Source organism: Pseudomonas sp. NFX15, from assembly GCF_049132105.1.
In the GTDB taxonomy this organism is placed as follows: domain Bacteria; phylum Pseudomonadota; class Gammaproteobacteria; order Pseudomonadales; family Pseudomonadaceae; genus Aquipseudomonas.
This window is the reverse complement of sequence record NZ_JAFMPV010000001.1, coordinates 443,729-468,649: the sequence shown is the minus strand read 5'-3', so window position 1 is coordinate 468,649 and position 24,921 is coordinate 443,729. Positions and strand designations below refer to the sequence as shown.

The 24,921-nt window shown below is 60.5% G+C and carries 24 protein-coding genes and 1 pseudogene; 12 read left to right on the top strand and 13 right to left on the bottom strand.

The window, feature by feature from the left end:
- The first annotated feature begins 3 nt into the window (after nucleotides 1-3).
- Nucleotides 4-1,305 carry an ATP-binding protein gene (locus J1D76_RS02050; RefSeq protein WP_421136772.1) on the top strand — a complete coding sequence of 434 codons (1,302 nt, stop codon included), beginning with the start codon at nucleotides 4-6 and terminating at the stop codon, nucleotides 1,303-1,305.
- A gap of 22 nt (nucleotides 1,306-1,327) precedes the next feature.
- Here J1D76_RS02050 and J1D76_RS02045 read toward each other — a convergent pair whose 3' ends face one another.
- The 3 genes from J1D76_RS02045 to J1D76_RS02035 all read right to left on the bottom strand — a co-directional run bounded on the left by J1D76_RS02045 (nucleotide 1,328) and on the right by J1D76_RS02035 (nucleotide 3,183).
- On the bottom strand, nucleotides 1,328-2,089 hold the full coding sequence (locus J1D76_RS02045; RefSeq protein ID WP_421136771.1) for an anti-sigma factor family protein: 762 nt from the start codon (nucleotides 2,087-2,089) through the stop codon (nucleotides 1,328-1,330).
- Nucleotides 2,089-2,571 (bottom strand): RNA polymerase sigma factor, encoded by a 483-nt coding sequence (locus J1D76_RS02040; RefSeq protein WP_421136802.1) that lies wholly within the window; start codon nucleotides 2,569-2,571, stop codon nucleotides 2,089-2,091. The genes J1D76_RS02045 and J1D76_RS02040 overlap by 1 nt, the downstream gene beginning before the upstream one ends.
- 66 nt (nucleotides 2,572-2,637) lie before the next feature.
- A complete protein-coding gene (locus J1D76_RS02035; protein WP_421136770.1) occupies nucleotides 2,638-3,183 on the bottom strand; it encodes a tetratricopeptide repeat protein in 546 nt (181 codons plus the stop codon).
- Between the two features lie 154 nt (nucleotides 3,184-3,337).
- Here J1D76_RS02035 and J1D76_RS02030 point away from each other — a divergent pair.
- A pseudogene (locus tag J1D76_RS02030) lies at nucleotides 3,338-3,555 on the top strand (class I SAM-dependent methyltransferase); the annotation flags it as partial.
- Here the strand turns inward: J1D76_RS02030 and J1D76_RS02025 are convergent.
- The 4 genes from J1D76_RS02025 to J1D76_RS02010 form a co-directional block, all read right to left on the bottom strand.
- Nucleotides 3,486-4,487, bottom strand: coding sequence for a D-2-hydroxyacid dehydrogenase family protein (locus tag J1D76_RS02025; protein ID WP_421136769.1), 1,002 nt, complete (start codon nucleotides 4,485-4,487; stop codon nucleotides 3,486-3,488). The pseudogene J1D76_RS02030 and the gene J1D76_RS02025 sit on opposite strands and share 70 nt — an antisense overlap.
- Before the next feature lie 13 nt (nucleotides 4,488-4,500).
- Nucleotides 4,501-5,526, bottom strand: a complete 1,026-nt coding sequence (locus J1D76_RS02020) for an alpha/beta fold hydrolase (protein WP_421136768.1) — start codon at nucleotides 5,524-5,526, stop codon at nucleotides 4,501-4,503.
- Nucleotides 5,527-5,611: 85 nt separating this feature from the next.
- The gene (locus J1D76_RS02015; protein ID WP_421136767.1) at nucleotides 5,612-6,046 is read right to left on the bottom strand and encodes a YqaA family protein; all 435 of its coding nucleotides are present in this window, start codon (nucleotides 6,044-6,046) and stop codon (nucleotides 5,612-5,614) included.
- Complete coding sequence (locus J1D76_RS02010; protein ID WP_421136766.1) at nucleotides 6,046-6,495, bottom strand: DUF411 domain-containing protein; 450 nt, start codon at nucleotides 6,493-6,495, stop codon at nucleotides 6,046-6,048. The genes J1D76_RS02015 and J1D76_RS02010 overlap by 1 nt, the downstream gene beginning before the upstream one ends.
- Before the next feature lie 327 nt (nucleotides 6,496-6,822).
- Between J1D76_RS02010 and J1D76_RS02005 the strand changes: the two genes are divergently transcribed.
- Nucleotides 6,823-7,353, top strand: a complete 531-nt coding sequence (locus tag J1D76_RS02005) for a hypothetical protein (protein WP_421136765.1) — start codon at nucleotides 6,823-6,825, stop codon at nucleotides 7,351-7,353.
- Nucleotides 7,354-7,400: 47 nt separating this feature from the next.
- Here J1D76_RS02005 and J1D76_RS02000 read toward each other — a convergent pair whose 3' ends face one another.
- Nucleotides 7,401-8,396, bottom strand: coding sequence for an aldo/keto reductase (locus J1D76_RS02000; RefSeq protein ID WP_421136764.1), 996 nt, complete (start codon nucleotides 8,394-8,396; stop codon nucleotides 7,401-7,403).
- Between the two features lie 117 nt (nucleotides 8,397-8,513).
- Here J1D76_RS02000 and J1D76_RS01995 point away from each other — a divergent pair, with 117 nt between their 5' ends.
- The gene (locus J1D76_RS01995) at nucleotides 8,514-9,440 is read left to right on the top strand and encodes a LysR family transcriptional regulator (RefSeq protein ID WP_421136763.1); all 927 of its coding nucleotides are present in this window, start codon (nucleotides 8,514-8,516) and stop codon (nucleotides 9,438-9,440) included.
- 7 nt (nucleotides 9,441-9,447) lie between these two features.
- On the opposite strand, the gene J1D76_RS01990 is transcribed toward J1D76_RS01995, so the two are convergent.
- Entirely contained in the window at nucleotides 9,448-9,594 is a 147-nt protein-coding gene (locus tag J1D76_RS01990) for a hypothetical protein (RefSeq protein WP_421136762.1), read from the bottom strand.
- A 156-nt stretch (nucleotides 9,595-9,750) separates the two neighbouring features.
- Between J1D76_RS01990 and J1D76_RS01985 the strand changes: the two genes are divergently transcribed.
- Nucleotides 9,751-9,939, top strand: coding sequence for a hypothetical protein (locus J1D76_RS01985; RefSeq protein WP_421136761.1), 189 nt, complete (start codon nucleotides 9,751-9,753; stop codon nucleotides 9,937-9,939).
- An 8-nt stretch (nucleotides 9,940-9,947) separates the two neighbouring features.
- Here J1D76_RS01985 and J1D76_RS01980 read toward each other — a convergent pair whose 3' ends face one another.
- Complete coding sequence (locus J1D76_RS01980; protein ID WP_421136760.1) at nucleotides 9,948-10,319, bottom strand: fe2+ zn2+ uptake regulation protein; 372 nt, start codon at nucleotides 10,317-10,319, stop codon at nucleotides 9,948-9,950.
- Nucleotides 10,320-10,658: 339 nt separating this feature from the next.
- Nucleotides 10,659-15,470 carry a dermonecrotic toxin domain-containing protein gene (locus J1D76_RS01975; RefSeq protein ID WP_421136759.1) on the bottom strand — a complete coding sequence of 1,604 codons (4,812 nt, stop codon included), beginning with the start codon at nucleotides 15,468-15,470 and terminating at the stop codon, nucleotides 10,659-10,661.
- Nucleotides 15,471-15,691: 221 nt separating this feature from the next.
- Between J1D76_RS01975 and J1D76_RS01970 the strand changes: the two genes are divergently transcribed.
- A complete protein-coding gene (locus J1D76_RS01970) occupies nucleotides 15,692-16,732 on the top strand; it encodes an Ldh family oxidoreductase (RefSeq protein WP_421136758.1) in 1,041 nt (346 codons plus the stop codon).
- 472 nt (nucleotides 16,733-17,204) lie between these two features.
- Here the strand turns inward: J1D76_RS01970 and J1D76_RS01965 are convergent, their stop codons facing one another.
- Entirely contained in the window at nucleotides 17,205-17,522 is a 318-nt protein-coding gene (locus J1D76_RS01965) for a DUF883 family protein (RefSeq protein ID WP_421136757.1), read from the bottom strand.
- A gap of 163 nt (nucleotides 17,523-17,685) precedes the next feature.
- Between J1D76_RS01965 and J1D76_RS01960 the strand changes: the two genes are divergently transcribed.
- Nucleotides 17,686-17,940 (top strand): hypothetical protein, encoded by a 255-nt coding sequence (locus J1D76_RS01960; protein ID WP_421136756.1) that lies wholly within the window; start codon nucleotides 17,686-17,688, stop codon nucleotides 17,938-17,940.
- 9 nt (nucleotides 17,941-17,949) lie between these two features.
- Here J1D76_RS01960 and J1D76_RS01955 read toward each other — a convergent pair whose 3' ends face one another.
- Nucleotides 17,950-18,858 (bottom strand): LysR substrate-binding domain-containing protein, encoded by a 909-nt coding sequence (locus tag J1D76_RS01955; protein ID WP_421136755.1) that lies wholly within the window; start codon nucleotides 18,856-18,858, stop codon nucleotides 17,950-17,952.
- An 84-nt stretch (nucleotides 18,859-18,942) separates the two neighbouring features.
- On the opposite strand from J1D76_RS01955, the gene J1D76_RS01950 reads away from it, so the two are divergent.
- The 5 genes from J1D76_RS01950 to J1D76_RS01930 all read left to right on the top strand — a co-directional run bounded on the left by J1D76_RS01950 (nucleotide 18,943) and on the right by J1D76_RS01930 (nucleotide 24,919).
- Complete coding sequence (locus tag J1D76_RS01950; RefSeq protein ID WP_421136754.1) at nucleotides 18,943-19,866, top strand: carbon-nitrogen hydrolase family protein; 924 nt, start codon at nucleotides 18,943-18,945, stop codon at nucleotides 19,864-19,866.
- A 134-nt stretch (nucleotides 19,867-20,000) separates the two neighbouring features.
- A complete protein-coding gene (locus J1D76_RS01945; RefSeq protein ID WP_421136753.1) occupies nucleotides 20,001-21,665 on the top strand; it encodes an AMP-binding protein in 1,665 nt (554 codons plus the stop codon).
- 15 nt (nucleotides 21,666-21,680) lie between these two features.
- Entirely contained in the window at nucleotides 21,681-22,442 is a 762-nt protein-coding gene (locus tag J1D76_RS01940) for an SDR family NAD(P)-dependent oxidoreductase (RefSeq protein ID WP_421136752.1), read from the top strand.
- 12 nt (nucleotides 22,443-22,454) lie between these two features.
- Nucleotides 22,455-23,648 carry an acetyl-CoA C-acyltransferase gene (locus tag J1D76_RS01935; protein ID WP_421136751.1) on the top strand — a complete coding sequence of 398 codons (1,194 nt, stop codon included), beginning with the start codon at nucleotides 22,455-22,457 and terminating at the stop codon, nucleotides 23,646-23,648.
- 143 nt (nucleotides 23,649-23,791) lie between these two features.
- Nucleotides 23,792-24,919: an acyl-CoA dehydrogenase gene (locus J1D76_RS01930; RefSeq protein ID WP_421136750.1), complete on the top strand. Its 1,128-nt coding sequence runs from the start codon at nucleotides 23,792-23,794 to the stop codon at nucleotides 24,917-24,919.
- Nucleotides 24,920-24,921: the final 2 nt, after the last annotated feature.

The window sequence follows — 24,921 nt, the reverse complement described above, 5'->3', positions numbered from 1 at the left end:
TCGATGTTCAGAATCCTCTTCCGTTTGTATCTGGTGACCATTGTCTCGTTCAGCGCCGCGATTTACCTGGTGCCGGACCTGGTGGTCAAGGTGTTCCACGAACGCTTTGTCACCTACAACCTCGATTACTCCCGTGGGCTGCAAACGCTGATCGTCAAGCAGTTTCACGCCGTGCCCACCGCGCAATGGCCCGCCCTGGCGGCACAAATGGACAAGGACTTCAATCCGCTGCATATCCTGCTCAGCGCCAATGACGACAGCAGCCTGACCGCTGAAGAACAGCAACGCCTGCAACGTGGCGAGAACGTCGTGCGGATCGGTGATTGGGGTTGGCGCACGCTGGCGGTCGCACCGCTGGATGAGCGCACCGTGGTGCAAATGGTCGTGCCGCCGGACCCGCTCGACGTCAACCTGTTGTACTGGAGCATCAACGTGCTGATCGGCGCGACCATGCTTGCGTGCCTGTTGCTCTGGCTACGCCCGCACTGGCGAGACCTGGAGCGCCTCAAGGGCGCCGCCGAACGCTTCGGCAAGGGCCACTTGAGCGAACGCACGCAGATCTCGCCGAGTTCCAACATCGGCAGCCTGGCCGGTGTGTTCGACACCATGGCCGGCGACATCGAGAACCTGCTGAACCAGCAACGGGACTTGCTCAATGCGGTGTCCCACGAGTTGCGCACGCCGCTGACACGCCTGGATTTCGGCCTGGCGCTGGCGCTGTCCGACGAATTACCGGCAGCCAGTCGCGAACGCTTGCAAAGCCTGGTGGCGCACATTCGCGAACTCGATGAACTGGTGCTGGAACTGCTGTCCTACAGTCGCCTGCAAAACCCGGCGCAGTTGCCGGAGCAGGTCGACGTGTCGCTAGATGAGTTCATCGACAGCATTCTGGGCAGTGTCGATGAGGAGCTGGAGTCGCCGGAAATCGTCATCGACGTGCTGCTCCACGGTCAGCTCGAGCGCTTCAGTCTCGACCCGCGCCTGACCGCCCGCGCCCTGCAAAACCTGCTGCGCAACGCCATGCGCTATTGCGAAAAGCGGATTCAGGTCGGTGTGCAGGTGTATGCCGGCGGCTGTGAAATCTGCGTCGACGATGACGGTATCGGCATACCCGAGGAGGAGCGTGAGCGGATTTTCGAACCCTTCTACCGCCTCGACCGCAGCCGCGACCGCGCCACGGGTGGATTCGGTCTGGGGCTGGCGATCAGCCGTCGCGCCCTGGAGGCCCAGGGCGGGACATTGACGGTGGAGGCTTCGTCGTTGGGCGGCGCGCGGTTCCGTTTATGGTTGCCGGTTTCGGCCTGAGTCGTTTCTCAAAGAAGACGTCTCAGGTACTCAGGCGACTGCGCAACAGCGTCGCCATTTCGTCCAGGTCGGCCATCGGCTGATGCCCGATCAGCATCCAGGCGTGTTCCTGATCGGCCCAATACACGATGTTCAGCTCGCGCCGCTGTTCCCGGGCGAAATGGCGGCTGCCGCTGTTGGAGCGGGTGACACACAGCGCCATGGGGCCGTGCGCCGGATCGAGGTAGGTGATCTGGGCGATGGGCGCGCCGTCGTATTCGAGGATTTGCGCGCGCTTGAACTCGGCGCGGGGCAGGTTCAGTTTGGCCGGCGCCAGGTCCAGGCCCAGGCGCGCATCGATGGTGCGCAGTTGCGCCCGCTGCATGGCGTCGTCACTGGGCAGGTGGTCGAGGGTTTCCGGGACGTAGAGCGCCATGTAGTCGGCGACCAGGCCGCGCCAGTTGTGCGTTTGCTGGCTCGCTTGCCAGCCGAGGAACAAACGGTCCGCCAGCACGCCACCGGCCAACAGCCCGGCCGCCGCCGCAAGAAACCAGCGACGATTGATACCAGGCCGGGAGGGCGAGGGCAGCGTGGCGAGCATCGCTTGCAGGCGATCCACCGGCGCCTGGCGAGACAGTTCGTCGTAGGCCTCCTTGAACGGCAGGCTGCTGCGATCCAGCCATTGCAGGCGCAGGCTAAGCATCGGGTCGGCCGCAAGGGCCGCGTCGATGCGCGAGCGTTGGTCGGCGTCGAGCTGGTTGTCGAGGTAAGCCACCAGTTGCTCGTCCGAGGGTATCGCGCTCATCAATGTTCTCCTCGGTTGGGGTTGGGCACCGTGTGCAACGGTGGGTATTCGGTCAGTTTTGCCCTGGCAGCGGCCAGGCGACTCATGACCGTGCCGATGGGCACGTGCAGCACTTCAGCGACTTCGCGGTAGGACAAACCTTCGACATAAGCGAGAAACACCGTTTCGCGCTGGGCCTCGGGCAATGCATCGACACGGCGGATAACCTGTGCCGCCAGCACATGGGTCTGCGCCACGGACTCGCCATCGAACGACAACACCTGATCGGCCTCCACCTGGCCCCGGCCTTGTCGCACCCGTTGGGAGCGGACTTCGTTGAGCCAGATCGAATGCAGAATGCTCAGCAGCCAGTGGTCCATGCGCGTCCCCGGCACGAATTGCGCAGCCCGCTCCAGCGCCCGCACGCAAGTGGACTGCACCAGGTCATCGGCGACATGCCGTTGCCGGGACAGCAGCAGGCCGTAGCGCCATAAACGCGCCAGATGCTGGTTCAGTTCCGTTCGTATTGCCTGATCGCTGGCGATGGCGACCTCCGTCCTCTCGGGTTGTCAGGTTTTCGATGAGCCATTGATGGCTTCAGCCAGGTCCTGGTATTCCTCGCACCGGGTGTTGCCGCAGATGGATTTGATCTGCTGCAGTTGCTCCTGCGCGAGGTCCAGCCGGCCTTTGATCACATAGGCTTCGCCGAGGTATTCGCGGACTTGGGCGTACTGCGGGTCGAGTTTCACCGATTGCAGGTAATAACCGATGCCCTCGTCGGTGCGCCCTAGTTTACGCGTGGCGTAGCCGCGATAGTTCAGTGCTTTTGCAGTGTTCGGTTGTTTGAGCGTGTCGAGCAGGGCCAGGGCTTCTTCGTACCGCCCGTCCTTGGCCAGTTGATAGGCATAGTGGGTACGGTCTGCGTCAGGCACCAGGCTGCTGGTCTGGCGAACGCAGCGCTGGGATTTGCTATCGAGCACCTGGCCTTTCGGGCAACTGGGTTTGGAAGGCATTTCGTCGTCACCGCCGCCACCGCCATTGGCCAGGGCGAATGAACCGGATAACGCGACAATCAGCATCAACGGGGTCATCAGCGCAGCAAAACGAATGTTCATGGACGTTGCTCCCTAGGGTGTATGCAGTTTAGATCGAGACATGCCTGGCTGAAGGCAGCACAAGGCAGATTGTTGAAAACCGTTGCAGTTGAGGTGGCTGTAAGGAGAACACCGCAGCATGAACAATTATTCATTGCCTGCGCGCACTGTTTTCGGCGCACAGGTGATCGCCGTGGAGCCAGTGCGCGGATGCTGGAGAAGCTATCCGTGGCGTTTGCGCAAGTGTTGGCGGTCAACGGCACGGCCATGGATCTACCCTTGCCGGACGCCTCGGTGGATGTAGTGGTGTGCGCCCAGGCCTTTCACTGGTTTGCCGGCCCCGAAGCGCTGACCGAGATCGCCCGCGTACTTAAGTCCAACAGGCGAATCGGCGCACCCGCCGCCCAGGCTTGTATGTCTTCGATCATCTGCGAGAAAAACAGCTGGTAGTTTTGTTGGCTCACGTAGCCAACATGGGGCGTGGCCAATACATTGTCCAGGGTGCGCAATGGATGATGGACCGGCAACGGCTCTTGTTCGAACACGTCCAAGGCGGCACCGCCCAACCGTTGTTTTTGCAAGGCCTTGATCAACGCTGCTTCATCGACAATCGGCCCGCGCGCGGTATTCACCAGCAGCGCTGTAGGTTTCATCCAGCCCAGTGCCTGCGCATCCACCAGGCCCCGGCTGCGGTCGCTGAGTACCAGGTGCACCGTCAACACGTCGGCTTGTTCGAACAGTTCCTGCTTGCTGACATACGTCACGCCCACCTGCGCCGCCCGTTCAGTCGTGAGGTTTTCGCTCCAGGCAATGACGCGCATGCCGAACGCCTGGCCGAACTGTGCGACACGCTGGCCGATGCTGCCCAGCCCGAGGATCGCCAGTGTCTTGCCGTGCAAGTCGCCGCCCAGGCCTTGTTGCCACTGGCCGGCACGCAAGGCGTTGGCTTCGACCAGCAGATTACGGGTCGCGGCCATGATCAGCGCCCAGGTCAGCTCCGGGGCGGCGTGCTTGTAGCTGTCGGTGCCACTGACCTCAATCCCCAACGCCGCGGCAGCCTTCAGGTCCAGCGCTGCGTTGCGCATGCCGCCGGTCACCAGCAATTTGAGTGTCGGCAGGCGGCGCAGCAGGTCTTCGTCGAAGCGAGTGCGCTCGCGCATCACGCAGATCACCTCAAATCCGGCCAGGCGTTCGGCCAGGGACAGATTGTCGGTAGGGTAGTCATGGAGAAAGCTTACCTGGCCGATGCTGTCCAGCGCCGACCAATCCACCACGTCCCGCGCCACATCCTGCCAATCATCGATTACCGCAATTTGCACAGGCATCCGCTTTTCCTCTTCAACGCACGGGGTTGGTTTTGCTCAGCCAGGCGAGCAGGGCCTGGTGAAATTGAGTCGGTTCTTCCATCTGTGGCGCGTGGCCCATGCCAGGGAATTCGACCAGAGTGGACTGGGGAATCAGCTTGGCCACGTGTTTGCCGAGGACGTCGTAGTGCCCGATCCTGGCCTTGACCTCGGGGGAGGCGATGTCACTGCCGATGGCCGTGGTGTCGGATGTTCCGATCAACAGCAAGGTCGGCATCTTCAGGTTGTGGAATTCGTAGTACACAGGTTGAGTGAAGATCATGTCGTAGATCAGCGCCGAGTTCCACGCGACTTGCGTATGCCCCGGGCCTTTGTTCAGGCCGGCGAGCATGTCGACCCAGCGATCGAATTCAGGCTTCCAGCGGCCGGCGTAATAGGTGTTGCGCTCGTAGTTGCGGATCCCGTCGGCGTTGAGTTTGAGTTCGCGCTCATACCATTGATCGACAGTGCGATAAGGCACGCCGAGGGCTTTCCAGTCTTCCAGGCCAATGGGGTTGACCAGTGCCAGTTGCTCGACCTGTTCGGGATATTGCAAAGCGTAACGGGTGGCGAGCATCCCGCCGGTGGAATGCCCCAGCAGGGTGGCTTTCTGGATGCCCAGTGCCTTGAGCAATTGCTGGGTATTGCTCGCCAGTTGCTGGAACGTGTACTGGTAGTGCGCCGGTTTGCTGGAGGTGCAGAAGCCGATCTGGTCCGGCGCGATGACCCGGTAGCCGGCGTCGCTCAGGGCCTTGATTGAACTGTCCCAAGTCGCGCCGCAAAAATTCTTGCCGTGCATCAACACCACGCTGCGACCATTGGCCTTGCCGTGTGCGGCGACGTCCATGTAGCCCATCTGCAGGGATTGGCCCTGGGATTGGAAGGCGAAGTGCTTGAGCGTGTACGGGTAGTCGAAGCCTTGCAACTCAGGGCCGTATTCAGGCCCCTCGGCATGGGCCAGGAGCGGCAGGACAGCGGTCAGCAACAGGCCGGGTAACCAGCGGGAGTAAAGGGACGACATGGGCGGGCTCCATAGAAAATCTGCCGATGCTGGATCGGCTCGATTAGGGCGACATTAAACACAGGCAATCGCCGCCCTCAAGGGTTCAACCCATCCAGCCCAATGTCAGCGCCGCCAACACGCCATACCGGGCGCCCTTGGCCAGCGTGACGATCAGCAGGAAGCGCCCCAGTGGCTCGCGCATGACCCCGGCCACCAGCGCCAGTGGATCGCCGATCACCGGCACCCAACTGAGCAGCAACGACCAATGGCCGTAGCGCTGGTAATGCCGGCGGGCTTTTTCCAGATGCCGGAGGTTCACCGCAAACCAGCGCCGCTCGCGGAACCGCTCGATCCCGCGCCCCAGCCACCAGTTAAGCAGTGAGCCCAACACATTGCCGAATGTTGCGACAGCCAGCAGTGCCCAGAGCCAGTACCGGTCGCTGAGCAACAGGCCGACCAGCACCGCTTCCGATTGCAGGGGCAGCAGCGTGGCGGCACCGAATGCCGCGAAAAACAGCCCGAGGTACGCGCCCGGCATCAATGCGCGCGATAGTGCGCAACCACCTCGTCAGTGCCGTCCTTTTTCAGGCCGATGACCTGATACGCATCGCTCCTGCCGTCGTCCATTTCCATGCCGGGCGAACCCATGGGCATGCCTGGCGCCGCGAGACCGAGCAGGTCGCCGCGTTGGCTCAAGGCCACAACCTGGTCAGCCGGGACATGACCTTCGACGAACTTGCCGTTGATCAGCGCGGTATGGCACGACGCCAGGCGCGGTGGCACACCGTGTTGTTGCTTGAATTCACTCATGTTGGCTTCGACGTGGTCTTCGACCTTAAAGCCATTGGCCTCCAGATGGGCGATCCATTTTTTGCAGCACCCGCAATTGGCATCGCGGTGAACCTCGATCGGGATGAGGTCGGCCGCCTGGACCAAGGAAGCCATGAACAAGGTGCTCAGGGCGATCAGACGCAGGGGAGTTCGCATGGGAGTCGTCTCGGCTAACGGGCAAAAAACGCATTCTGACCACTTTTGCGGAGCAGGCATTCGAAGAGTGTTTCGAAGTACTACAAGGAAAGGTCAGCTTGAGTGTTTGGCTTAAGTATCGATATCGATACAAAAACATTAATTACCTTGTAAGAAACGTCTGAAAGACCATTCAAAAAAATGACTGAACCCAATAAACAAATGGCTTTGCGCCTTGTGTCTGAAATGTATGAGTTTTGTAAAAAAGCCCAATTAACGATAGTCGAGCTCCGGTACTCCGGCCGATACTCGCGACCACGCAACTGGGTCAGACAAGGAGTTTGTGCAATGACTATCGGATACACCGGCGCCTGGGCCGCCAAGGCGGGACTTTTGGTTCGCGATACCGCCAGCCGGTCAAAGCCTGTTTCCCAGAGTGACAAGGTCAGGCAAATGCTGACCCTGGTGGGCAGCAATCCGGTCGCGCTGGATACCGCGAAGATGGACAAGATGGAAATGCGCAAGCAAATGAAGGGTTTTGACCCGAGTAATATTTCCGTCAAGTCCATGGGTACGCTCAGTGCCTTTTTGAAAGAGCGTGGCCTGATCAGTGATGTGACCGCGGTGACCTTGAGCAATGCCGGCGACAAGTTCGACCGCTTTGGCGTCAAGGACCCGGACGCGAAGTTCAACGCGCTGGAGTATTTCGCGACACAACTGGACAACATCCAGAGCAACAACTTGAAGGGTAACAAGTACGCCAATTACTTGATTCCCGAGTTCAAAAAAGCCATCTACGTGCTGCAAAACCTGGAAACCTACGGCAAAAGCAACGGCCCGATGGCGAGACCGGGCACCGGTGTGTCGGCCAAGGCCTGACCGGGGATGGTCCGGCCCGCCCGGTTTCTCGGGCGAGCCGGCGACACTTATCGGTCCAGCAGTTTCATGACTTCTTCCGGATAACGCAGCCCTGCCGTGGCATTGGCCGGAAAGATCGCTTGGAGCGCGTGCAGTTCTTCGGCGCTTAACGTTACCTCGAGAGCGGCCACGTTTTCCTCCAGGTATTTGCGTTGCTTGGTGCCGGGGATCGGAATCAAGTAGTCACCCTGGGCCAGCACCCATGCCAGCGCGAGTTGGCCCGCCGTCACACCTTTTTCCGCCGCCAGCGCCTGCACCTGTTGCACCAGCAGCAGGTTTTTCGCGAAGTTCTCGCCCTGGAAGCGCGGGCTGAAGCGACGGTAATCGTCTGCCGCAAAGTCATCCGGGCTTTTCAAAGCGCCGGTCAGGAACCCTCGGCCCAAAGGGCTATAGGGCACAAAAGCGACCCCCAATCGCTGGCAGGCTGACAGGCAGCCGTTTTCTTCCTGGTCACGGCTCCACAACGAGTATTCACTTTGCAGCGCACTGATCGGATGCACCTTGTGCGCGCGTTCCAGAGTGGCCGCCGAGGCCTCGCTCAGTCCCAGGTAGCGGACTTTGCCGGCGGCGACCAGTTCGGCCATGGCGCCGACGGTTTCTTCGATGGCCACCTGTGGGTCGATACGGTGCTGGTAATACAGGTCGAGGGTGTCCACGCCCAGGCGTTTGAGGCTGCCGTCGATGGCTTGGCGAATGTATTGCGGCCGACCGTTGACGCCGCGGGCAGTGGGGTTGGCCGGGTCGCGGACGATGCCGAACTTGCTGGCCAGGAACACCTGGTCGCGTTTGCCGGCGATGGCTTTGCCGATCAGTTCTTCATTACTGTGTGGGCCGTACATGTCGGCGGTGTCGAGCAAGTTGACGCCCAGTTCCAGTGCACGGTGCAGGGTGGACGTGGCTTCGCGGGTATCGGTGCCCGTGGTGTAGAAATCGGTCATGCCCATGCAGCCCAGGCCGATGGCCGACACTTGTGGGCCGTTTTTTCCCAATTGACGTGTTTGCATGAAATCAGCTCCCTGTGAGGTGAGCAGCCATTGTTCGCCTCGACAGAAACAAGATAAACCGGCTAAAACAGCTATCACTATTCGTTAAATCTAAACAATCCATCGGTGGACCCAGCAATGGACCGTTTTCACGCCGTGCGCGTCTTTACCCGAATTGTCGAACTCGGTGGCTTTGCCAGGGCGGCAGACAGTCTGCAGTTGCCCCGGGCCTCGGTGACCCTTCTGATCAAGCAGCTGGAGGCACACCTGGGCGTCCAACTGCTACAAAGGACCACCCGGCAGATCAGCCTGACGCTCGACGGTGCCGCCTATTATCCGCGTTGTGTGCGCTTGCTGGCGGACCTCGAAGAGACGGAAGCGGTGTTCAGTGCCGCGCGCCATAATCCGAAGGGCCTTCTGCGGGTCGACATGCCTGCGGGGGTGGGGCGCCTGGTGGTGATTCCGGCTCTGCCTCAATTCACCGCCCGCTATCCGTTGATCGAACTGGAGATTGGCTTGAACGACCGACCGGTGGACTTGATCCGTGAAGGCGTCGATTGCGTGTTGCGCGGTGGCTCGCCGCTGGATGATTCATTGGTGGCGCGGCCACTGGTGATGATGGACCAGGTGACTTGTGCCAGCCCCGACTATCTGCAGCGGCATGGCATGCCCCACACGTTGGACGACCTGCGCGGGCATCAAGTGGTCGAGTACTTCTCGGGCAGCAGCGGTAAACGCTATGGGCTGGAGTTTGTCGTCGATGGTCAGCTGCAATGGGTCGATTTGCCCAAGCAGGTGGCGGTCAACAGTGCCGATGGATATCTGGCGGCGTGCGAGGCCGGGTACGGATTGGTGCAGACGCCGTACTATCACGCGGCGCGGCAATTGGAGGAGGGGCGTTTATGTGAAGTGCTCAAGGAAGTGCCGCCACCGGGAATGCCGATGACGGCGCTTTATCCGCCGCACCGCCAGTTGTCCCGGCGAGTGCGTGTGTTCGTCGATTGGCTGGTGGAACTGTGTGCCCAGCCGGGTAATGATTTCTATCGAAAGGATTCAGGTATCTGAGCCGAGGTTAACGATGCTGGTAGTAACCTCGTCCGTCATGGTCGTCGTAGTGGTCGTAGTGATCATGGTGATAGCCCCCGTGGGGGAAAACAATGCAACCGCTCAGGGTCAGGATGGCCAACAGGGGAATCAGCAATGTGATTCGACGCAACATTTGGAACTCCTCATGGTTATCGCCGCAATGAAGCTAAAACTCTTCATCGGCTGTAACATGAGACCCCGCTTGTAGCTGCTTATTCCGCAAACACGGTAAGCGTTTGGCATGCATGTTGATACAAACCGGATACATTTTCAGATTCAGGAACCCGCAATGACTCAGTCGCAACGTTTGAAATACTCGATTCTGATCTCCCTGGTGGTGTTGGGGATCATGTTTGGCCTTTCCTGGTTGCAGAGCACCGGCGTCATCAGCGAAAAACTGTTCCAGTACATCGCCATCGGCGTGGCGGTGATCGTGGTCGTCATCAATGGCGTGATGCGCCGCAAGGTCAAGCCCTGATCAGTCGATCAGGGTTGGTGCAGGATGGCAGCAGCCTGTGGATGCAGGCTGTAGCTTTTGTCGGGGTTGAGGACAATCACGCCCTCGATGCATAGGCGCTTGAGCACTTCGCGCACGCTGAGAAAGGACAGCGGAATGTCCAGGTCGAGCAGTTGGCTGTGCACGCCGCGCACGCCCAGGCTGCGTTCGTTATCCGCGGCCATCAGCAGCGCATCGATGACTTTCAGGCGGATCAGGCTGGTGCGCAGGCCAAAGCTCTTGAGCAGGATTCTGATTCGCTCGTTGCCATGTCGATCGGTACGCGGCTCGAATGCGCTGATTCCCAGGGAAGTACCCTTTGGCGCATTGCTACCGTCCATTGGCAGTTGCGAGTTGTACATTGCAAAACTCCTTTTCAGAGCCTGATCAGGAAAAAGTGGGCGCTCTACATGGCTAGACGTATGAGCAGCCCAAATCATGAAGGCTCAAATGTAGAAAATTTGTCGCCATCGTGTGATCAGCCTGTTAGCCCGGTCGAGCCTGGTGGGTATGAGCCTGGGGCTGAGCCTTGCGGCGAGCGCCTGCAGTTTGCCTGCACAGATGGACGCCGATATCCGTCGTACCTGTTTCGGCGTCCCGCATATCCGCGCCGAAAACGACTGCGTCCTGCAGCCCGACATTCAAGCCCTTGTGCGCCACCCTCAAGTCCTGGGATCTGCACGCGATGCAAGGATCAGGGTTCAGCGGGACGTAATGATCGGCACCGGATCCAGTTGTCGGCCCATTTCGCAGATCAAAAAGGCGATCGAGTCGGCATTGTGCAAAATGATGTCTGTTCGAAATGTAGAGTCCCGAGCGTTGAAAAAAGCATCCCGTGCCTCATCCATCGTCTTGCTGCCCGTTAGCCGCAGGATGGTCTTGCCGACGTGGTGGGTGCCTGGAATCGAATCCAGGTTGACCCACGATTGCAGGCGGCTGCTCCAACGGGCGAACAACTCGCCTTTTGGCGTATTCATCGACAGGGCTTTTCGCTGGAAGTCCAGTTGAGACTGTTTTCTTGCAATACCATAGCCTGAGACTGATGCCACCAGGTCATTGAACGGTAGTCTGGCCTCGAGGTAGGCAATGTCGACGGCGTCGGAAAATAAATGAGCGAACTCGTGTATCAGGGTCACTGCCTGGCTGTGGCCATCGACATCGAAGGGTTGCGTCAAATTGGATTTGTACCAGTCCAGTTGTTGATCGAAGAATTTTTCCGTGAAGTACACATTACGCTCTAGATCCTTCGCCACGACAAAGGCGACGGTGTTGTCCTTCGACGCTCGGCTTGCGCCCACGATAAAGCGTTTCGAATTCATCCAGTCTTCATCGGGATCGACCAGCGCGTTGCAGACGGGAACGATGGCCTGTTTGATTTTGTCGAGCAGTGCTTTGTCCACCAGACCCACATCGAAAAACTGCTTGAGGAAAGTATCGAGTCGAGTACCCGGGACGAATTTGCGCAGTTGCACCAGGTTATGCAGGCTGTTGAACGCGTAAAAACGAGCCATGTCGATGGCCTGCACAATCATGTTGGCTTTATCGGGATGTTTTTCCCGGATTTCTTCCATCCCCCGGGCCTCAATGTTCAATATCTCCCTGGCCACGTAAGCATTGGCATAGCGATTGTGCATTTTTGACAGGGCCTTGCCGAAGTGAACTGTATGGAAATCCGGGTCGACGACTAACCGGTTGCCTGGCGTCGTCGTTAACACGGCGCCTTCTTCCCCGTCCTTGACCGTTCTCCAGACCACTGTGCTCTTGGTCACGCCGTACACCTTGCCGGCAATGGCGGCGAACGTTTTTTGGCTGCGCGCTTGCAGATAGGTACCGTCGGTGCGGCTTTTCACCAGGTCCTTGAGCTCTACTGTGGTTTCGAACGGTTGCATCCGCGTCCGCATGACGGCTGTCGATCGAATCTTCGACCAGGGTTGTGCGATCACGGGGATAACCGTCGCTGGTGCAACGGTTTCGCCGGTTATCTGGGCGCTGTCGGCCCATCCTTCAAGCGACAAGCGGCCCAATGACAGGATTTGTGCGGCGCTGGCGATGAACTCACGCAAGGCCGTTCCCCAGTGATGGTCTTGCAGGGCTTCGGCTGAGTTCAGGGCATCCTTGTAGGCTTTCCAGAGAAACTGCACATACGCGAGTTTGCCCGGCAGCAGGCCTGAAATGAGCGAGATGCCCGCGCTGAACAGGTGTTTGACGGCCTCCCAGTCAGATTGAGCGGACGTGTTGGCCTGGCTTGTGAGCATTTTCTCCAGCAGTTGGGTGTTGTCATGGAACAAGTGGGTCAGCAGGTTGCCGTCGATGGGGTTGGACGCCAGGCTGATTTCGCTCGACTGGTCGACGGTAGACGTGAGCAGGTTGCGAAACACCCCTTGCTCGCTGTCCGGCAGGCGCCGTAGCAGCATGTCCTGCAATGCACCCGGGGTTTTGAGCGCTGTGACAACGCTGGCCTCACTGTCGAACTCGACGAACGGTGAACCGCCGGGGTGGTAAGGGGCATAGAGAACCTGCGGGCCTGCCTTGCCCGGGCCGGGGCCGATCAGGTACAGGCCCAGCGCCTTGACGGCGGAGGCACCGGCGGCCTTGATCAGTTCCAGAGGCCGGGCCATGGCGTGAGCACCTACTACGGTCGCCCGGGCTATGGCGTCGGGCATGTCGAATACTTGCCGAAGCAAATCGAAGGCACCCTCGGAGAGTCGCTGTTGCAATTTCAGTTGGTGGGCGTGTTGCAGCAGTTGCCAGGGCAGTTGGTTGACGAAGCGCTGGACCCTTGTTTCGACGTCCGCCGACTGCTTCGACAAAGTGTCAGTGATCTGGCTGGCGTAGTTCTGCGCAATGTCCAGCGACAACAACAGTTGACGGACGGCCGCTTGGTCCAGCCCCTCGGGCAGGGTCTGGGTGTTGGCCGAACTGACCGTGAAGCCGCTGCCTTGCGCGATGTTGACGTGGTTCAGGGCGAATTCGGTAAGGCTTCTGGCCGGCCCGGCCAGGCTCAAGTCAGGCGTGATTTTGATGTTGTCGGGGTCCAGCGTGGTAGAGGGGAAACGTTGGCCGAGTAACGACGTCAACGCTTCCTGCACGTACGCCTTGAGGGGGTTGACGCCGTGCAAATAGTCTTTGCCCTCAACCACGCTGTTGCGATATTGCTCAAGTAATTCAAGGTGCAGGTGCTGCTCTTCCAGGGGGGCCATGCCAAGCCAGGCGGGCAGGGACTGCTGGAGGGTTATCGCGCGGGAGATCGAGGTGGCTCTGCGCAGGTTGGTTGTGAACCCCGTCGAGGTCAGGGCCTTCAAGGCACTTTTTTGTTTAGTATCGTTCAGTTCAAAGGTGCGTACCCGTTCGCAGCGGGCCAGAAAGTGCTCGATGGTCGATTGTGCGACCCGCTCCAAAACGGACCCTTCGATCAATCGTAGCGGGCCCAACGCGTAATGTTGGTGAAAGGTGCGCTGCGCTGGCGTGAGATTTTCCAGGAGCGCCAGACTTTGTATTGGGTCGAGCAAGCGCCGGTTCAGCTCACGCCGTGCCCGGCTGATACTGTCGAAGACTTCCAGGCCCTGTGCGGGCGTCCAGAGAATCGCCCGGCCGGAATGCGAGGGGTCGAGCCCGCCACGCTCGGTCAGGAGCAGGCAATGGGCCAGGGGCAGGACGTTCTCCTGTCCGGTACCGTCGAGCGTCAGTGTGTAGGCATCGGGTCGAAAGCCTTTGAGGGAGTGGCGGTTTTGCCGGTTGGGCGCGTCCGGGTTGAAAACCGTTTCGACAATTGCCCGATCCGCTTTGTGCATCGTCCCGCCAAGCGCCCGCAGGCTGGCCTCGCCCCTCAGGCCAACGGACAGGGCATGGGCCAGACGGGGTAGCAGATTTTCCAGATAGGCCCGTTGCAAGGCCAGCGTAGCGACCGGTTGAGCTGCAAAATCTGCGTTGATCAGTGTTTCGATGTCGCCGAAGGTCTTGACGAACGCTGCTGCCGTGTCGGCCAGCACCCTGGACGGTTGTTGATCGCCGGACAATACGGGCCGCGTGCTCCAGCGTCCGTCGGTGTCCAGCGTCAACAGCCGCTCGCTGATCATCGAACGGATATCCAGCGCCTTGTCGAACAGGGCGTGGAGGTCCACGTTGCCGTCACTGTGGCGGAACACCTGCAGCGCGTATTCCATGTTCTGCCGTTGCTTGATGATGATCGCGTCGAAGAGTTTGCTGAAGATCGCGCCGGACAGCGCTTCCCCGGTCACGTTCGGCCGGTCAAAACCAATGAAGCGTTGGCGTTCCTCCTGGCTCAGCAGGCCATAGAGTTCATCTTCGTGACCGGCCGCGCTGAACTGGCTCAGCAGCGTATCGCGCAAGTCCTGGTAGTCGCTGAGCACCTGCAATCCTGCGGTGGGCGTATAGAGGAACGCGTCGCGGGTGCCGACCATCAGCGAGCCGGCCAACTCCACGTAGTTGGCCTGGTGCTCCCACAGGCGCACGGTCTCCACCGTCATTGCCGGGTTGGTTCGAGCGAGCGGCGAGATGAGCGCGTGCAAATCCTGGCTTTGCTGCGCGGTGATGATCGCGGCTTCACGCTTGAGCAACAGTTGCACGCGCGCCTGATCGGCGATGGCCTGGCCGAAGCACGCGCGACGCGACGCACCATCGGCGCTTGGCGCGCCCCAGTAAGCGTCGAGTTGTCCGGTCAGCAGGCTGACCAGTTTGCCCGAGAGCTTGGTGACCGCGCTCTGCCAAAGTGGTTGGTCGGCTACGGCCGGGGATTTTTTCGGATGGGAAAATTCGACGGACTGCCCGGCCGGCCAGCGCTGGTGGCGATAGTGCACGAGCACGGCATCGCTCAGGGTCAGAGAGTTAACCCAGCGTCGCGTCGAGCCCTCGTCAGTGGTCGTCAGGTAGAAGTTCACCTGGGTCTGGCGTTGATCCAGGTCGGGAAATGCCACCGCCAATTGTTCATCCAACAATGCATCGAGCAGCGACGTCAGGGACGGCAGTGCTTTCAATTCGTCGAGCAGGGCCTGGTCATTGAGTCGCTGATGGGCGAGGAGGGTGTCGCGCTGGTCTTCGAACACCTCTCCTTCGATGGATTGAAAGTCCAGCTCGATGTCGTCAGCCTCCACCACGGTTTTGCGCCAAGACTGGGCCATGAAGGCCAGCAGGTCGTCTTCTACACTGGCCGCCTCGAGTTGTGTCACCAACTGCTGGGTCAGGACTGCACGGTTGGCAAACTTCTTTATGCCGGCGTAAGGGGTGTACAGGATCACGCCATTGTCATCGGGCGTCGCCGTCAGCAAAAAACTGCCGGCCAGCGTCACAGGTTGCCGGTCCTTGATCTTCAGCAGGATTTTTTTCGCCAGCATGGGCGGCGTCTGTTTATCGCGCAGCGCCTGGGTCGCCAGCTCGATATGACTGAACCATTGAAAATCCCTTCGCGTCAGCCCGTGGGTTTTGCCCAACTCTCTCCAGAGGCCGGGCTGTGTCAGCGCCTCGGGAAAATACAGCGCAGTTACGGATGTAGACATCGTCAAGTCTCGTTCAAGATGCCCGATGCAGGCACCTGTGGGTTGAACAACGAGACTAAAAGTCGAGAGGACGGCCGGGGCGGTACATAGATAACGCACGGGGCGCGGGTATTCGTGTCCCGGACCAGCAGCGAAAGGTTGACAGTTCGTACGCGGCGCGTTGTTAATCGGTGGGTCTTTGTACGCTGTTGTTCCCTCCAATAATTAGTCTGGAGCTTCAGATGTCTGCGCCACATGATCACGCTTCCCTTTCGGTCTCGTCACACCTGTCACTCGAAGCGCTGAGCGCTTTGCTCGAGAAAATCTTTCAGCGTCACGGCACATCGGCTGACGTGGCCCGGGTGCTGGCGCGCAACTGTGCCGGTGCCGAGCGCGATGGCGCGCATAGCCACGGGGTATTTCGCATTCCAGGTTATGTTTCGACCCTGCAAAGCGGTTGGGTCAACGGCCAGGCTGTACCAGTGGTTGAAGACGTGGCATCCGGGTTTGTGCGGGTCGATGCCAATAACGGTTTTGCGCAACCGGCCCTGGAAGCGGCACGCGAACTGCTGGTGCACAAAGCCCGCCGTGCCGGGATCGCGGTGTTGGCGATCCGTAACTCACACCATTTCGCCGCGTTGTGGCCGGATGTCGAGCCCTTCGCTTATGAGGGGCTGGTGGCGTTGAGCGTGGTCAACAGCATGACCTGCGTGGTGCCCCACGGCGCCGACCGGCCCTTGTTCGGTACAAATCCGATTGCTTTTGCCGCACCGCGGGCCGATGGTGACCCGATTGTCTTCGACCTGGCTACTAGTGCCATTGCTCATGGCGACGTGCAAATCGCCGCACGCCAGGGCGAACGCTTGCCGCCCGGCATGGGCGTGGACAGCCTCGGCCAGCCGACCACCGACCCGAAAGCGATTCTTGAAGGCGGCGCGCTGCTGCCGTTTGGCGGGCACAAGGGTTCGGCGTTGTCGATGATGGTCGAGTTGCTTGCGGCGGCGCTGACGGGGGGTAACTTTTCCTTCGAATTCGACTGGAAGAACCACCCAGGCGCCAAGACACCCTGGACCGGACAGTTATTGATCGTGATCGATCCGAGTAAAGCGGCAGGGCAGAGCTTTGCCGAACGCAGCCAGGAACTGGTACGACAGATGCACGGGGTCGGTTTGAAGCGTTTGCCGGGTGATCGACGTCATCACCAGCGAGCCAAATCGAAGATCCATGGCATCGAACTCGACGCACAGACCCTGGCGAATCTGCGCGAGCTGGCCGGTGATTGACAAAGTCAATGGGTGACGCAAAACGTGTAGGAGCTGGCAAGCCAGCTCCTACAATGGATTTCGATGAAGCACAGATCCCGAGATCACCTCAAATCCCCGTAGGAGCTGGCTTGCCAGCGAAAGCGGTGGGTCAGCTGTGTTGATGTTGGCTGACAGGACGCCTTCGCTGGCAAGCCAGCTCCTACAATGGATTTCGATGTAGCACAGATCCCGAGATCACCTCAAATCCCCGTAGGAGCTGGCTTGCCAGCGAAAGCGGTGGGTCAGCTGTGTTGATGTTGGCTGACAGGACGCCTTCGCTGGCAAGCCAGCTCCTACAATGGATTCGATGAAGCACAGATCCCGCGATCACCTCAAATCCCCGTAGGAGCTGGCTTGCCAGCGAAAGCGGTGGGTCAGCTGTGTTGATGTTGGCTAATCGGGCGCCTTCGCTGGCAAGCCAGCTCCTACAGGGATTGGCGTGTGCGGGTGATTAGCGGCGGCCGAGCAACAGTCCCACGACCAGGCCAAAACCTGCGGATATCGCCACGGTTTGCCATGGATGCCCGCCGATGTAGGTCTCGGTGGCCTCGACCGCAGGCAAGGTGCGGTCGCGCACGCTGGTCACCGAATCCCGGGCCTGTTGCAGTTTCAGGCCGATTTGTTCGCGAAGGGTCTCCGCTTCTTCACCCACCAGTGATGCACTGCTCTTCAGCAGTTTTTCCGATTCTTCGATCAGCGATTGCAGTTCGCTGAAGGCTTGATCCTTGATTTGTTCTTCGGCAACTTGCGCGGCGGTTTTACGGGCCATTGAGCGACTCCTTGCAGGTAGATAGACAGTGAACAATGGAGTCCGGCGTCGTCGGAAAAGTTGCAGCTAATTTGCCTCGGATTGCCATCTTGCTGAAAAACCGGCGCAGGACCTTTCTTCCTACGGTGTAAGATGTCGCCAATTTACGCAGCAGGAATTTCCCATGAGCTTCAATCTGGCCGACAAACCCCTTGCCGAGCGCGCAGCGCTTGAAGACGAGAAATCTCGTCTGTTCGAACTCTGGCAAAACAACCTCGGCAAAGCCAAAGGCGAGGCCGCACGGTTGTTCGGCGAGCGGTCCAAGCGCAAGGGCAAGTGGGCCGAATGGGTACGTTCCGAGCTGGACGGCATGTCGCCGCCGGAATACGCCAACATGGTGCGCAGTGAAGTCAATCGCCTGATGGCCGCCAACAAGTAACATCGGCGTTCAGGCGAAACTTGCGACAATCGCCTCGCGCACTTTCAACACCACAGGGTCAAGTTGGGTGCTGGTGCGCCAGCCCAGCTCGATCGGGTAGCGCGGCAAGGCCAGCGGGCAGGGCAGCAGCGCCAGCCCGCTGAGCGCGGCGATGCTTTGCGCTGCATGGGCCGGAATGGTCGCCACCGCCTGACTGCCCTTGAGCAAATGCGGCAACGCGGCAAAATGCGTGGTCGAGGCACACACCCGTCGGCTCAGCCCCAGCGCCGCCAAACCTTCATCGGTTATCCCGATAAAACCGCCGGACGACACCAGGATGTGTTCGCGAGCCACAAACTCCTCAAGGCTAATGCTCTGCTGGCCCTCGGCAAGGCTCGACGGATCCACCAGGCACAAATAACCCCCTTCCCCCAGCACTTGACGGCTGAGCAGCCGCTCGGCAAACCCGCCCGCGGTGATCGCCAGGTCGATGCTGCGTTCCATCAACGCCTGAGCGACGATCTGGCTGTGGGTCTGGCGGAAAATCAGGCGCAGTTTCGGCGCGCTGTGGGCAATTTCTTCGATCAGCCGCCGGCCGTAGGCGATCTCGAAATCATCCGACATGCCAACCGTGACCGAACGGCCCTCGTACAGCTGAGCCGCCGGATCGACCATCGCCAGGCTTTGCCGGCATTTGTCCAGGGCATCGCTGACCACCGGCTTGAGCTGATTGGCCCTGAGCGAGGGCGCCAGCCCGCGACCGGTGCGCACGAACAACGGGTCGCCATACAGTTCGCGCAGCCGACGCAAGGCCGCGCTGACCGCCGATTGCGTCACGCCCAGACGTAGCGCGGCACGGCTGGCACTGGATTCTTCATGCAACGCTTCAAAGACTTTGAGCAGGTTAAGGTCGATGTTGGTGATATTCATTTGGCTCATATCATTTAGCAGTGAATCGGTCTTTCCTGATGATCACGTGGCGCCGGAGAATGGGCAACACCTGATGCCAACGGAGTTTTCGAGATGCCCAAGTCAATTGTTGCGGCCCTGCAAATCGGCGCCTTGCCCGGTGGCAAGGCCGACACCCTGGAACAGATCCTGTCCTATGAAAACGCGATCATCGAATCCGGCGCGGCGCTGGTGGTGATGCCCGAAGCGCTGCTGGGCGGTTACCCCAAAGGCGAGCGCTTCGGCACGCAACTGGGGTATCGCCTGCCGGAAGGGCGCGAAGCCTTTGCCCGCTATTTCGCCAATGCCATCGATGTGCCCGGCGCCGAAACCGAAGCGCTGGCTGGCTTATCGGCGCGCACCGGCGCCAATCTGGTGATCGGCGTGATCGAACGCGCGGGCAGCACCTTGTATTGCACCGCCCTGTATTTCGATCCGCAGGCCGGGCTCGTGGACAAGCACCGCAAACTGATGCCCACCGGCACCGAACGGCTGATCTGGGGCAAGGGCGATGGCTCGACCCTGCCGGTGATCGACACGCAGGTCGGGCGCGTTGGTGCGGTGGTGTGCTGGGAAAACATGATGCCGCTGCTGCGCACCGCGATGTACGCCAAAGGCGTGCAAGTGTGGTGCGCGCCGACCGTGGACGAGCGGGAGATGTGGCAAGTGAGCATGCGCCACATCGCCCATGAGGGTCGTTGCTTTGTGGTCAGCGCCTGCCAAGTCCAGGCTTCACCGCAGGCGTTGGGGCTGGACATCGCCAACTGGCCGGCGGATCGGCCGCTGATTGCTGGCGGCAGCGTGATCGTAGGTCCCATGGGCGACATCCTTGCAGGACCGTTGCGCGACAGCGCCGGGCTGCTCACCGCGCAAATCGACACCGACGACCTGGTCCGCGCCCGTTACGACTACGACGTGGTCGGCCATTACGCGCGCCCGGACGTCTTCGAGCTGAGTGTGGACGAACGCGCCAAACCGGGGGTTCGGTTCATTTCCTGAGGCCTGTGGGCTTTGGCCAAAGCAGTCAGGCAACTTGATAACTTTGACCATTGCCCGACACTCCGCGCAGAGCGAGTATTTCCCTGTTGATTACGGTTCCCCCAACCTATAAAAAACACAGAGGGATTCTGGCAATGCGCGATTACTTGTCTGCTACATCACAGTTCAATTATCAGCACACCGTCGACGCCGCACTCGCAGGCGACCTGACGGCCCTCAACGCCTGCGTCGAATGTTGTGACCGGCACGCCTTGCCGGGTCGTATCGCGCTGTTCTGGGAAGGCCGCGATGGGGCCAGCGCGGCTTACACCTTCAGCGAACTGCAGGACAAAGCGGCGCGCTTCGCCAATTTTCTTCTCGCCCAAGGCGTGAAGAAAGGCGACAAGGTCGCCGGCCTGTTGCCACGCAATATCGAATTATTGATTACCGTGTTCGCCACCTGGCGCATCGGCGCGGTGTATCAACCACTGTTTACCGCCTTCGGCCCCAAGGCCATCGAACACCGCCTGAGTTGCTCGGGCGCCAAAGTGGTGATCACCGACGCGGTGAACCGGCCGAAACTCGCTGAAGTCGCCGATTGCCCAACCACTGTGACTGTCAGCGGCACCAAAGGGCAGGGCCTGGTGCGCGGCGATTTCAGTTTCTGGGCCGAACTGGCCAACTATTCCGGGGCTTGCGAACCGGTGCTGCTGACCGGCGAAGATCCGTTCCTGCTGATGTTCACCTCGGGCACCACCGGCCCGTCGAAAGCACTGTCCGTTCCGCTCAAGGCCATCGTGGCGTTTCAGAGCTACACCCGTGATGCGGTGGATCTACGCCCGGAAGACGCCTTCTGGAACGTCGCCGATCCAGGTTGGGCCTACGGCATTTACTTTGGTGTCACAGGGCCAATGTCCATGGGTCATCCGATCACTTTCTACGAGGGTCCATTCACCCTCGAAAGCACCTGCCGGGTGATCAACAAGTACGCGATTACCAACCTCACCGGTTCGCCAACGGCTTACCGTTTGCTGATTGCCGGCGGTGACGAATTCGCCAAATCGATCAAGGGCAAGCTGCGCATCGTCAGCAGTGCCGGCGAGCCGCTGAACCCGGAAGTGATCCGCTGGTTCGCCGATAACCTCGGCGTGGTCATCCACGACCATTACGGCCAGACCGAGCTGGGCATGGTGCTGTGCAATCACCACGGCCTGGAGCACCCGATTCACATGGGCGCCGCCGGTTTCGCCTCGCCGGGCCATCGCATCGTGGTGCTGGATGACGACTGCAAGGAACTCGGCGTTGGCCAGCCGGGCATTCTGGCCATCGACCGCCGCCAGTCGCCGATGTGCTGGTTCGCCGGCTACGAAGGCGGGCCGACCAAGGCCTTCGTAGGCGACTATTATTTGAGTGGCGACACCGTCGAGTGGAACCCGGACGGCAGCATCAGCTTCGTCGGTCGCAGTGACGATGTGATCACCACATCCGGGTACCGGGTCGGCCCGTTCGACGTGGAAAGTGCACTGATCGAACACCCGGCCGTGGTCGAGGCGGCAGTGGTCGGCAAGCCCGATCCGGAGCGCACTGAGCTGGTCAAGGCCTTTGTCGTGCTCTGCGCGCAATACCGCCCGACGCCTGAGTTGGCCGAAGAGCTGCGCCAGCACGTGCGCAAACGACTGGCGGCGCACTCGTACCCCCGTGAAATCGAATTTGTCAGCGAATTGCCGAAAACCCCGAGCGGCAAATTGCAGCGCTTTATCTTGCGCAACCAGGAAATCGCCAAGGCCCACGAGGCGGCGGCAAAGAACGTTCCCGCTTGAATCCAGGAAAACAACATGCAGATCCAGAACAAGGTTTTTATCGTCACCGGCGGCGCTTCCGGCCTCGGTGCCGCCACCGCTGAGGTGCTGGTCGCCGCCGGCGCGAAAGTGATGCTGGTAGACCTCAACGCCGAAGCCGTCGCGGCCCAGGCCCAGCGCCTGGGCGCGCAGAGCGTGGTGGCGGACATCAGCAATGAAGCGGCAGCCGAAGCGGCCGTTCAGGCGACGGTCAAGGCTTTCGGTGGCCTCAATGGCCTGGTCAACTGCGCCGGCATCGTGCGCGGCGAGAAGATTCTCGGCAAGAACGGCCCGCACGCACTGTCGAGCTTCAGCCAGGTGATCAACGTCAACCTGATCGGCAGCTTCAACATGCTGCGCCTGGCGGCCGCGGCGATTGCCGAGACCGAAGCGGAGGCCGATGGCGAGCGCGGGGTGATCATCAACACCGCGTCGGCGGCAGCCTACGACGGCCAGATCGGCCAGGCTGCGTACTCGGCATCCAAAGGCGCGATTGTCAGCCTGACCTTGCCGGCGGCCCGTGAACTGGCGCGTTTCGGCATCCGCGTGATGACCATCGCCCCGGGCATTTTCGAAACGCCGATGATGGCCGGCATGACCCAGGAAGTGCGCGATTCCCTCGCCGCCGGCGTGCCATTCCCGCCGCGTCTGGGCAAGCCGGGTGAGTACGCCGCGCTGGTCAGGCATATCATTGAAAACAGCATGCTCAATGGCGAGGTGATCCGTCTCGACGGTGCCTTGCGCATGGCGGCCAAGTAAGGAGGATTTGTCATGACTATTGCCAACGATCCAATTGTTATCGTCAGCGCCGTCCGCACCCCGATGGGTGGTTTCCAGGGCGAATTGAAAAGCCTGACCGCGCCGCAACTGGGTGCCGCCGCCATCAAGGCCGCCGTCGAACGTGCCGGTATCGCCAGTGATGCCGTCGATGAGGTGTTGTTCGGCTGCGTCCTGCCGGCAGGCCTCGGCCAGGCGCCTGCGCGTCAGGCAGCGCTGGGGGCGGGGCTGGATAAATCGACCCGGAGCACCACGCTGAACAAGATGTGCGGTTCGGGCATGCAAGCCACCATCCTCGCCCACGACATGCTGCTCGCCGACAGCGCCGAGGTGGTTATCGCCGGTGGCATGGAAAGCATGACCAACGCGCCTTACCTGCTGGACCGTGCGCGCAGCGGCTACCGCATGGGCCATGGCCGGATACAGGACTCGATGTTCCTCGACGGCCTCGAAGACGCCTACGACCAAGGCCGCCTGATGGGCACCTTCGCCGAGGACTGCGCCGAAGCACATGGCTTCAGCCGTGAAGCCCAGGATGCCTTTGCTATTGCCTCGACTACCCGCGCACAACAGGCAATCAAGGACGGCAGCTTCAAGGCCGAAATCGTCCCGCTCACCGTGACTGTCGGCAAAGAACAAGTGGTGATCAGCAATGACGAGCAACCACCGAAAGCCAAGCTGGACAAGATCGCTTCGTTGAAGCCGGCGTTCCGCGACGGCGGCACCGTAACGGCGGCCAATTCCAGTTCGATTTCCGACGGTGCGGCCGCGCTGGTGCTGATGCGCCAGTCGCAGGCGAAAAAGCAAGGCCTCAAACCCTTGGCGGTGATCCATGGCCACGCCGCGTTTGCCGACACACCGGGCCTGTTCCCGGTAGCGCCGATCGGTGCGATCAAGAACCTGGTGAAGAAAACCGGCTGGTCGCTGGATCAGGTTGACCTGTTTGAAATCAACGAGGCGTTTGCGGTGGTCAGCCTGGTGGCGATGACCCAACTGGAGATTCCTCACGAGAAACTCAACGTACACGGGGGTGCGTGCGCCCTCGGCCATCCGATCGGTGCATCCGGTGCGCGGATTCTCGTGACCTTGCTGTCGGCTCTGCGCCAGAAAGGCTTGAAGCGCGGCGTGGCCGCGATCTGCATAGGCGGCGGCGAAGCGACGGCGATGGCCGTGGAATGCCTGTACTAAGAATTGCGCAGTCCTTGTAGGAGCGAGCCTGCTCGCGAAGAACGTCAACGATGACGAGGGTTGCCTGGATGAATGCGGCGCTCTCAGTCCTTTCGCGAGCAGGCTCGCTCCTACAGGGGCAATTAAATTTTTAAGGATTCACCATGATCCCCAATGACGAACAACAACAAATCCGCGAGGCGGCCCGGGACTTTTCCCAGGAACGGCTGAAGCCGTTCGCCGCCGAGTGGGACCGCGAGCACCGCTTTCCCAAGGAAGCCATTGGCGAGATGGCCGAGCTGGGCTTCTTTGGCATGCTGGTGCCGGAGCAATGGGGCGGTTGCGACACCGGTTACCTGGCCTACGCCATGGCCCTGGAAGAAATCGCCGCTGGCGACGGCGCCTGCTCGACCATCATGAGCGTGCATAACTCCGTGGGCTGCGTGCCGATTCTCAATTATGGCAATGATGATCAGAAAGAACGCTTCCTCAAGCCGCTGGCCAGTGGTGCGATGCTCGGCGCTTTTGCCTTGACCGAACCACAGGCCGGTTCCGACGCCAGCGGCCTGAAAACCCGTGCCCGGCTGGAAGGCGATCACTACGTCCTCAACGGCTGCAAGCAATTCATCACCTCCGGGCAGAATGCCGGGGTGGTAATCGTGTTTGCGGTGACGGATCCGAGCGCCGGCAAGCGCGGCATCAGCGCCTTTATCGTGCCGACCGATTCGCCGGGTTATACCGTTGCCCGGGTCGAAGACAAGCTCGGCCAGCATGCGTCCGACACCTGCCAGATCCTCTTCGACGATGTGAAGGTGCCGCTGGCCAACCGGTTGGGTGAGGAGGGTGAAGGCTACAAGATCGCCTTGGCCAACCTTGAGGGCGGTCGCGTCGGCATCGCCTCGCAATCGGTGGGCATGGCACGCGCCGCGTTCGAAGCGGCCCGCGATTACGCCCGTGAGCGCGAGAGTTTCGGCAAGCCGATCATCGAACACCAAGCCGTCGCGTTCCGCCTGGCCGACATGGCGACCCAGATCGCTGTGGCGCGGCAAATGGTGCATTACGCCGCCGCCCTGCGCGACAGTGGCAAACCAGCCCTTGTCGAGGCCTCCATGGCCAAGTTGTTCGCCTCGGAAATGGCCGAGAAGGTATGCTCCTCGGCGCTGCAAACCCTCGGCGGCTACGGTTATCTCAACGACTTCCCGCTGGAGCGCATCTACCGCGACGTGCGGGTTTGCCAGATCTACGAAGGCACCAGCGATATTCAGCGCATGGTCATTTCGCGCAATTTATAAGA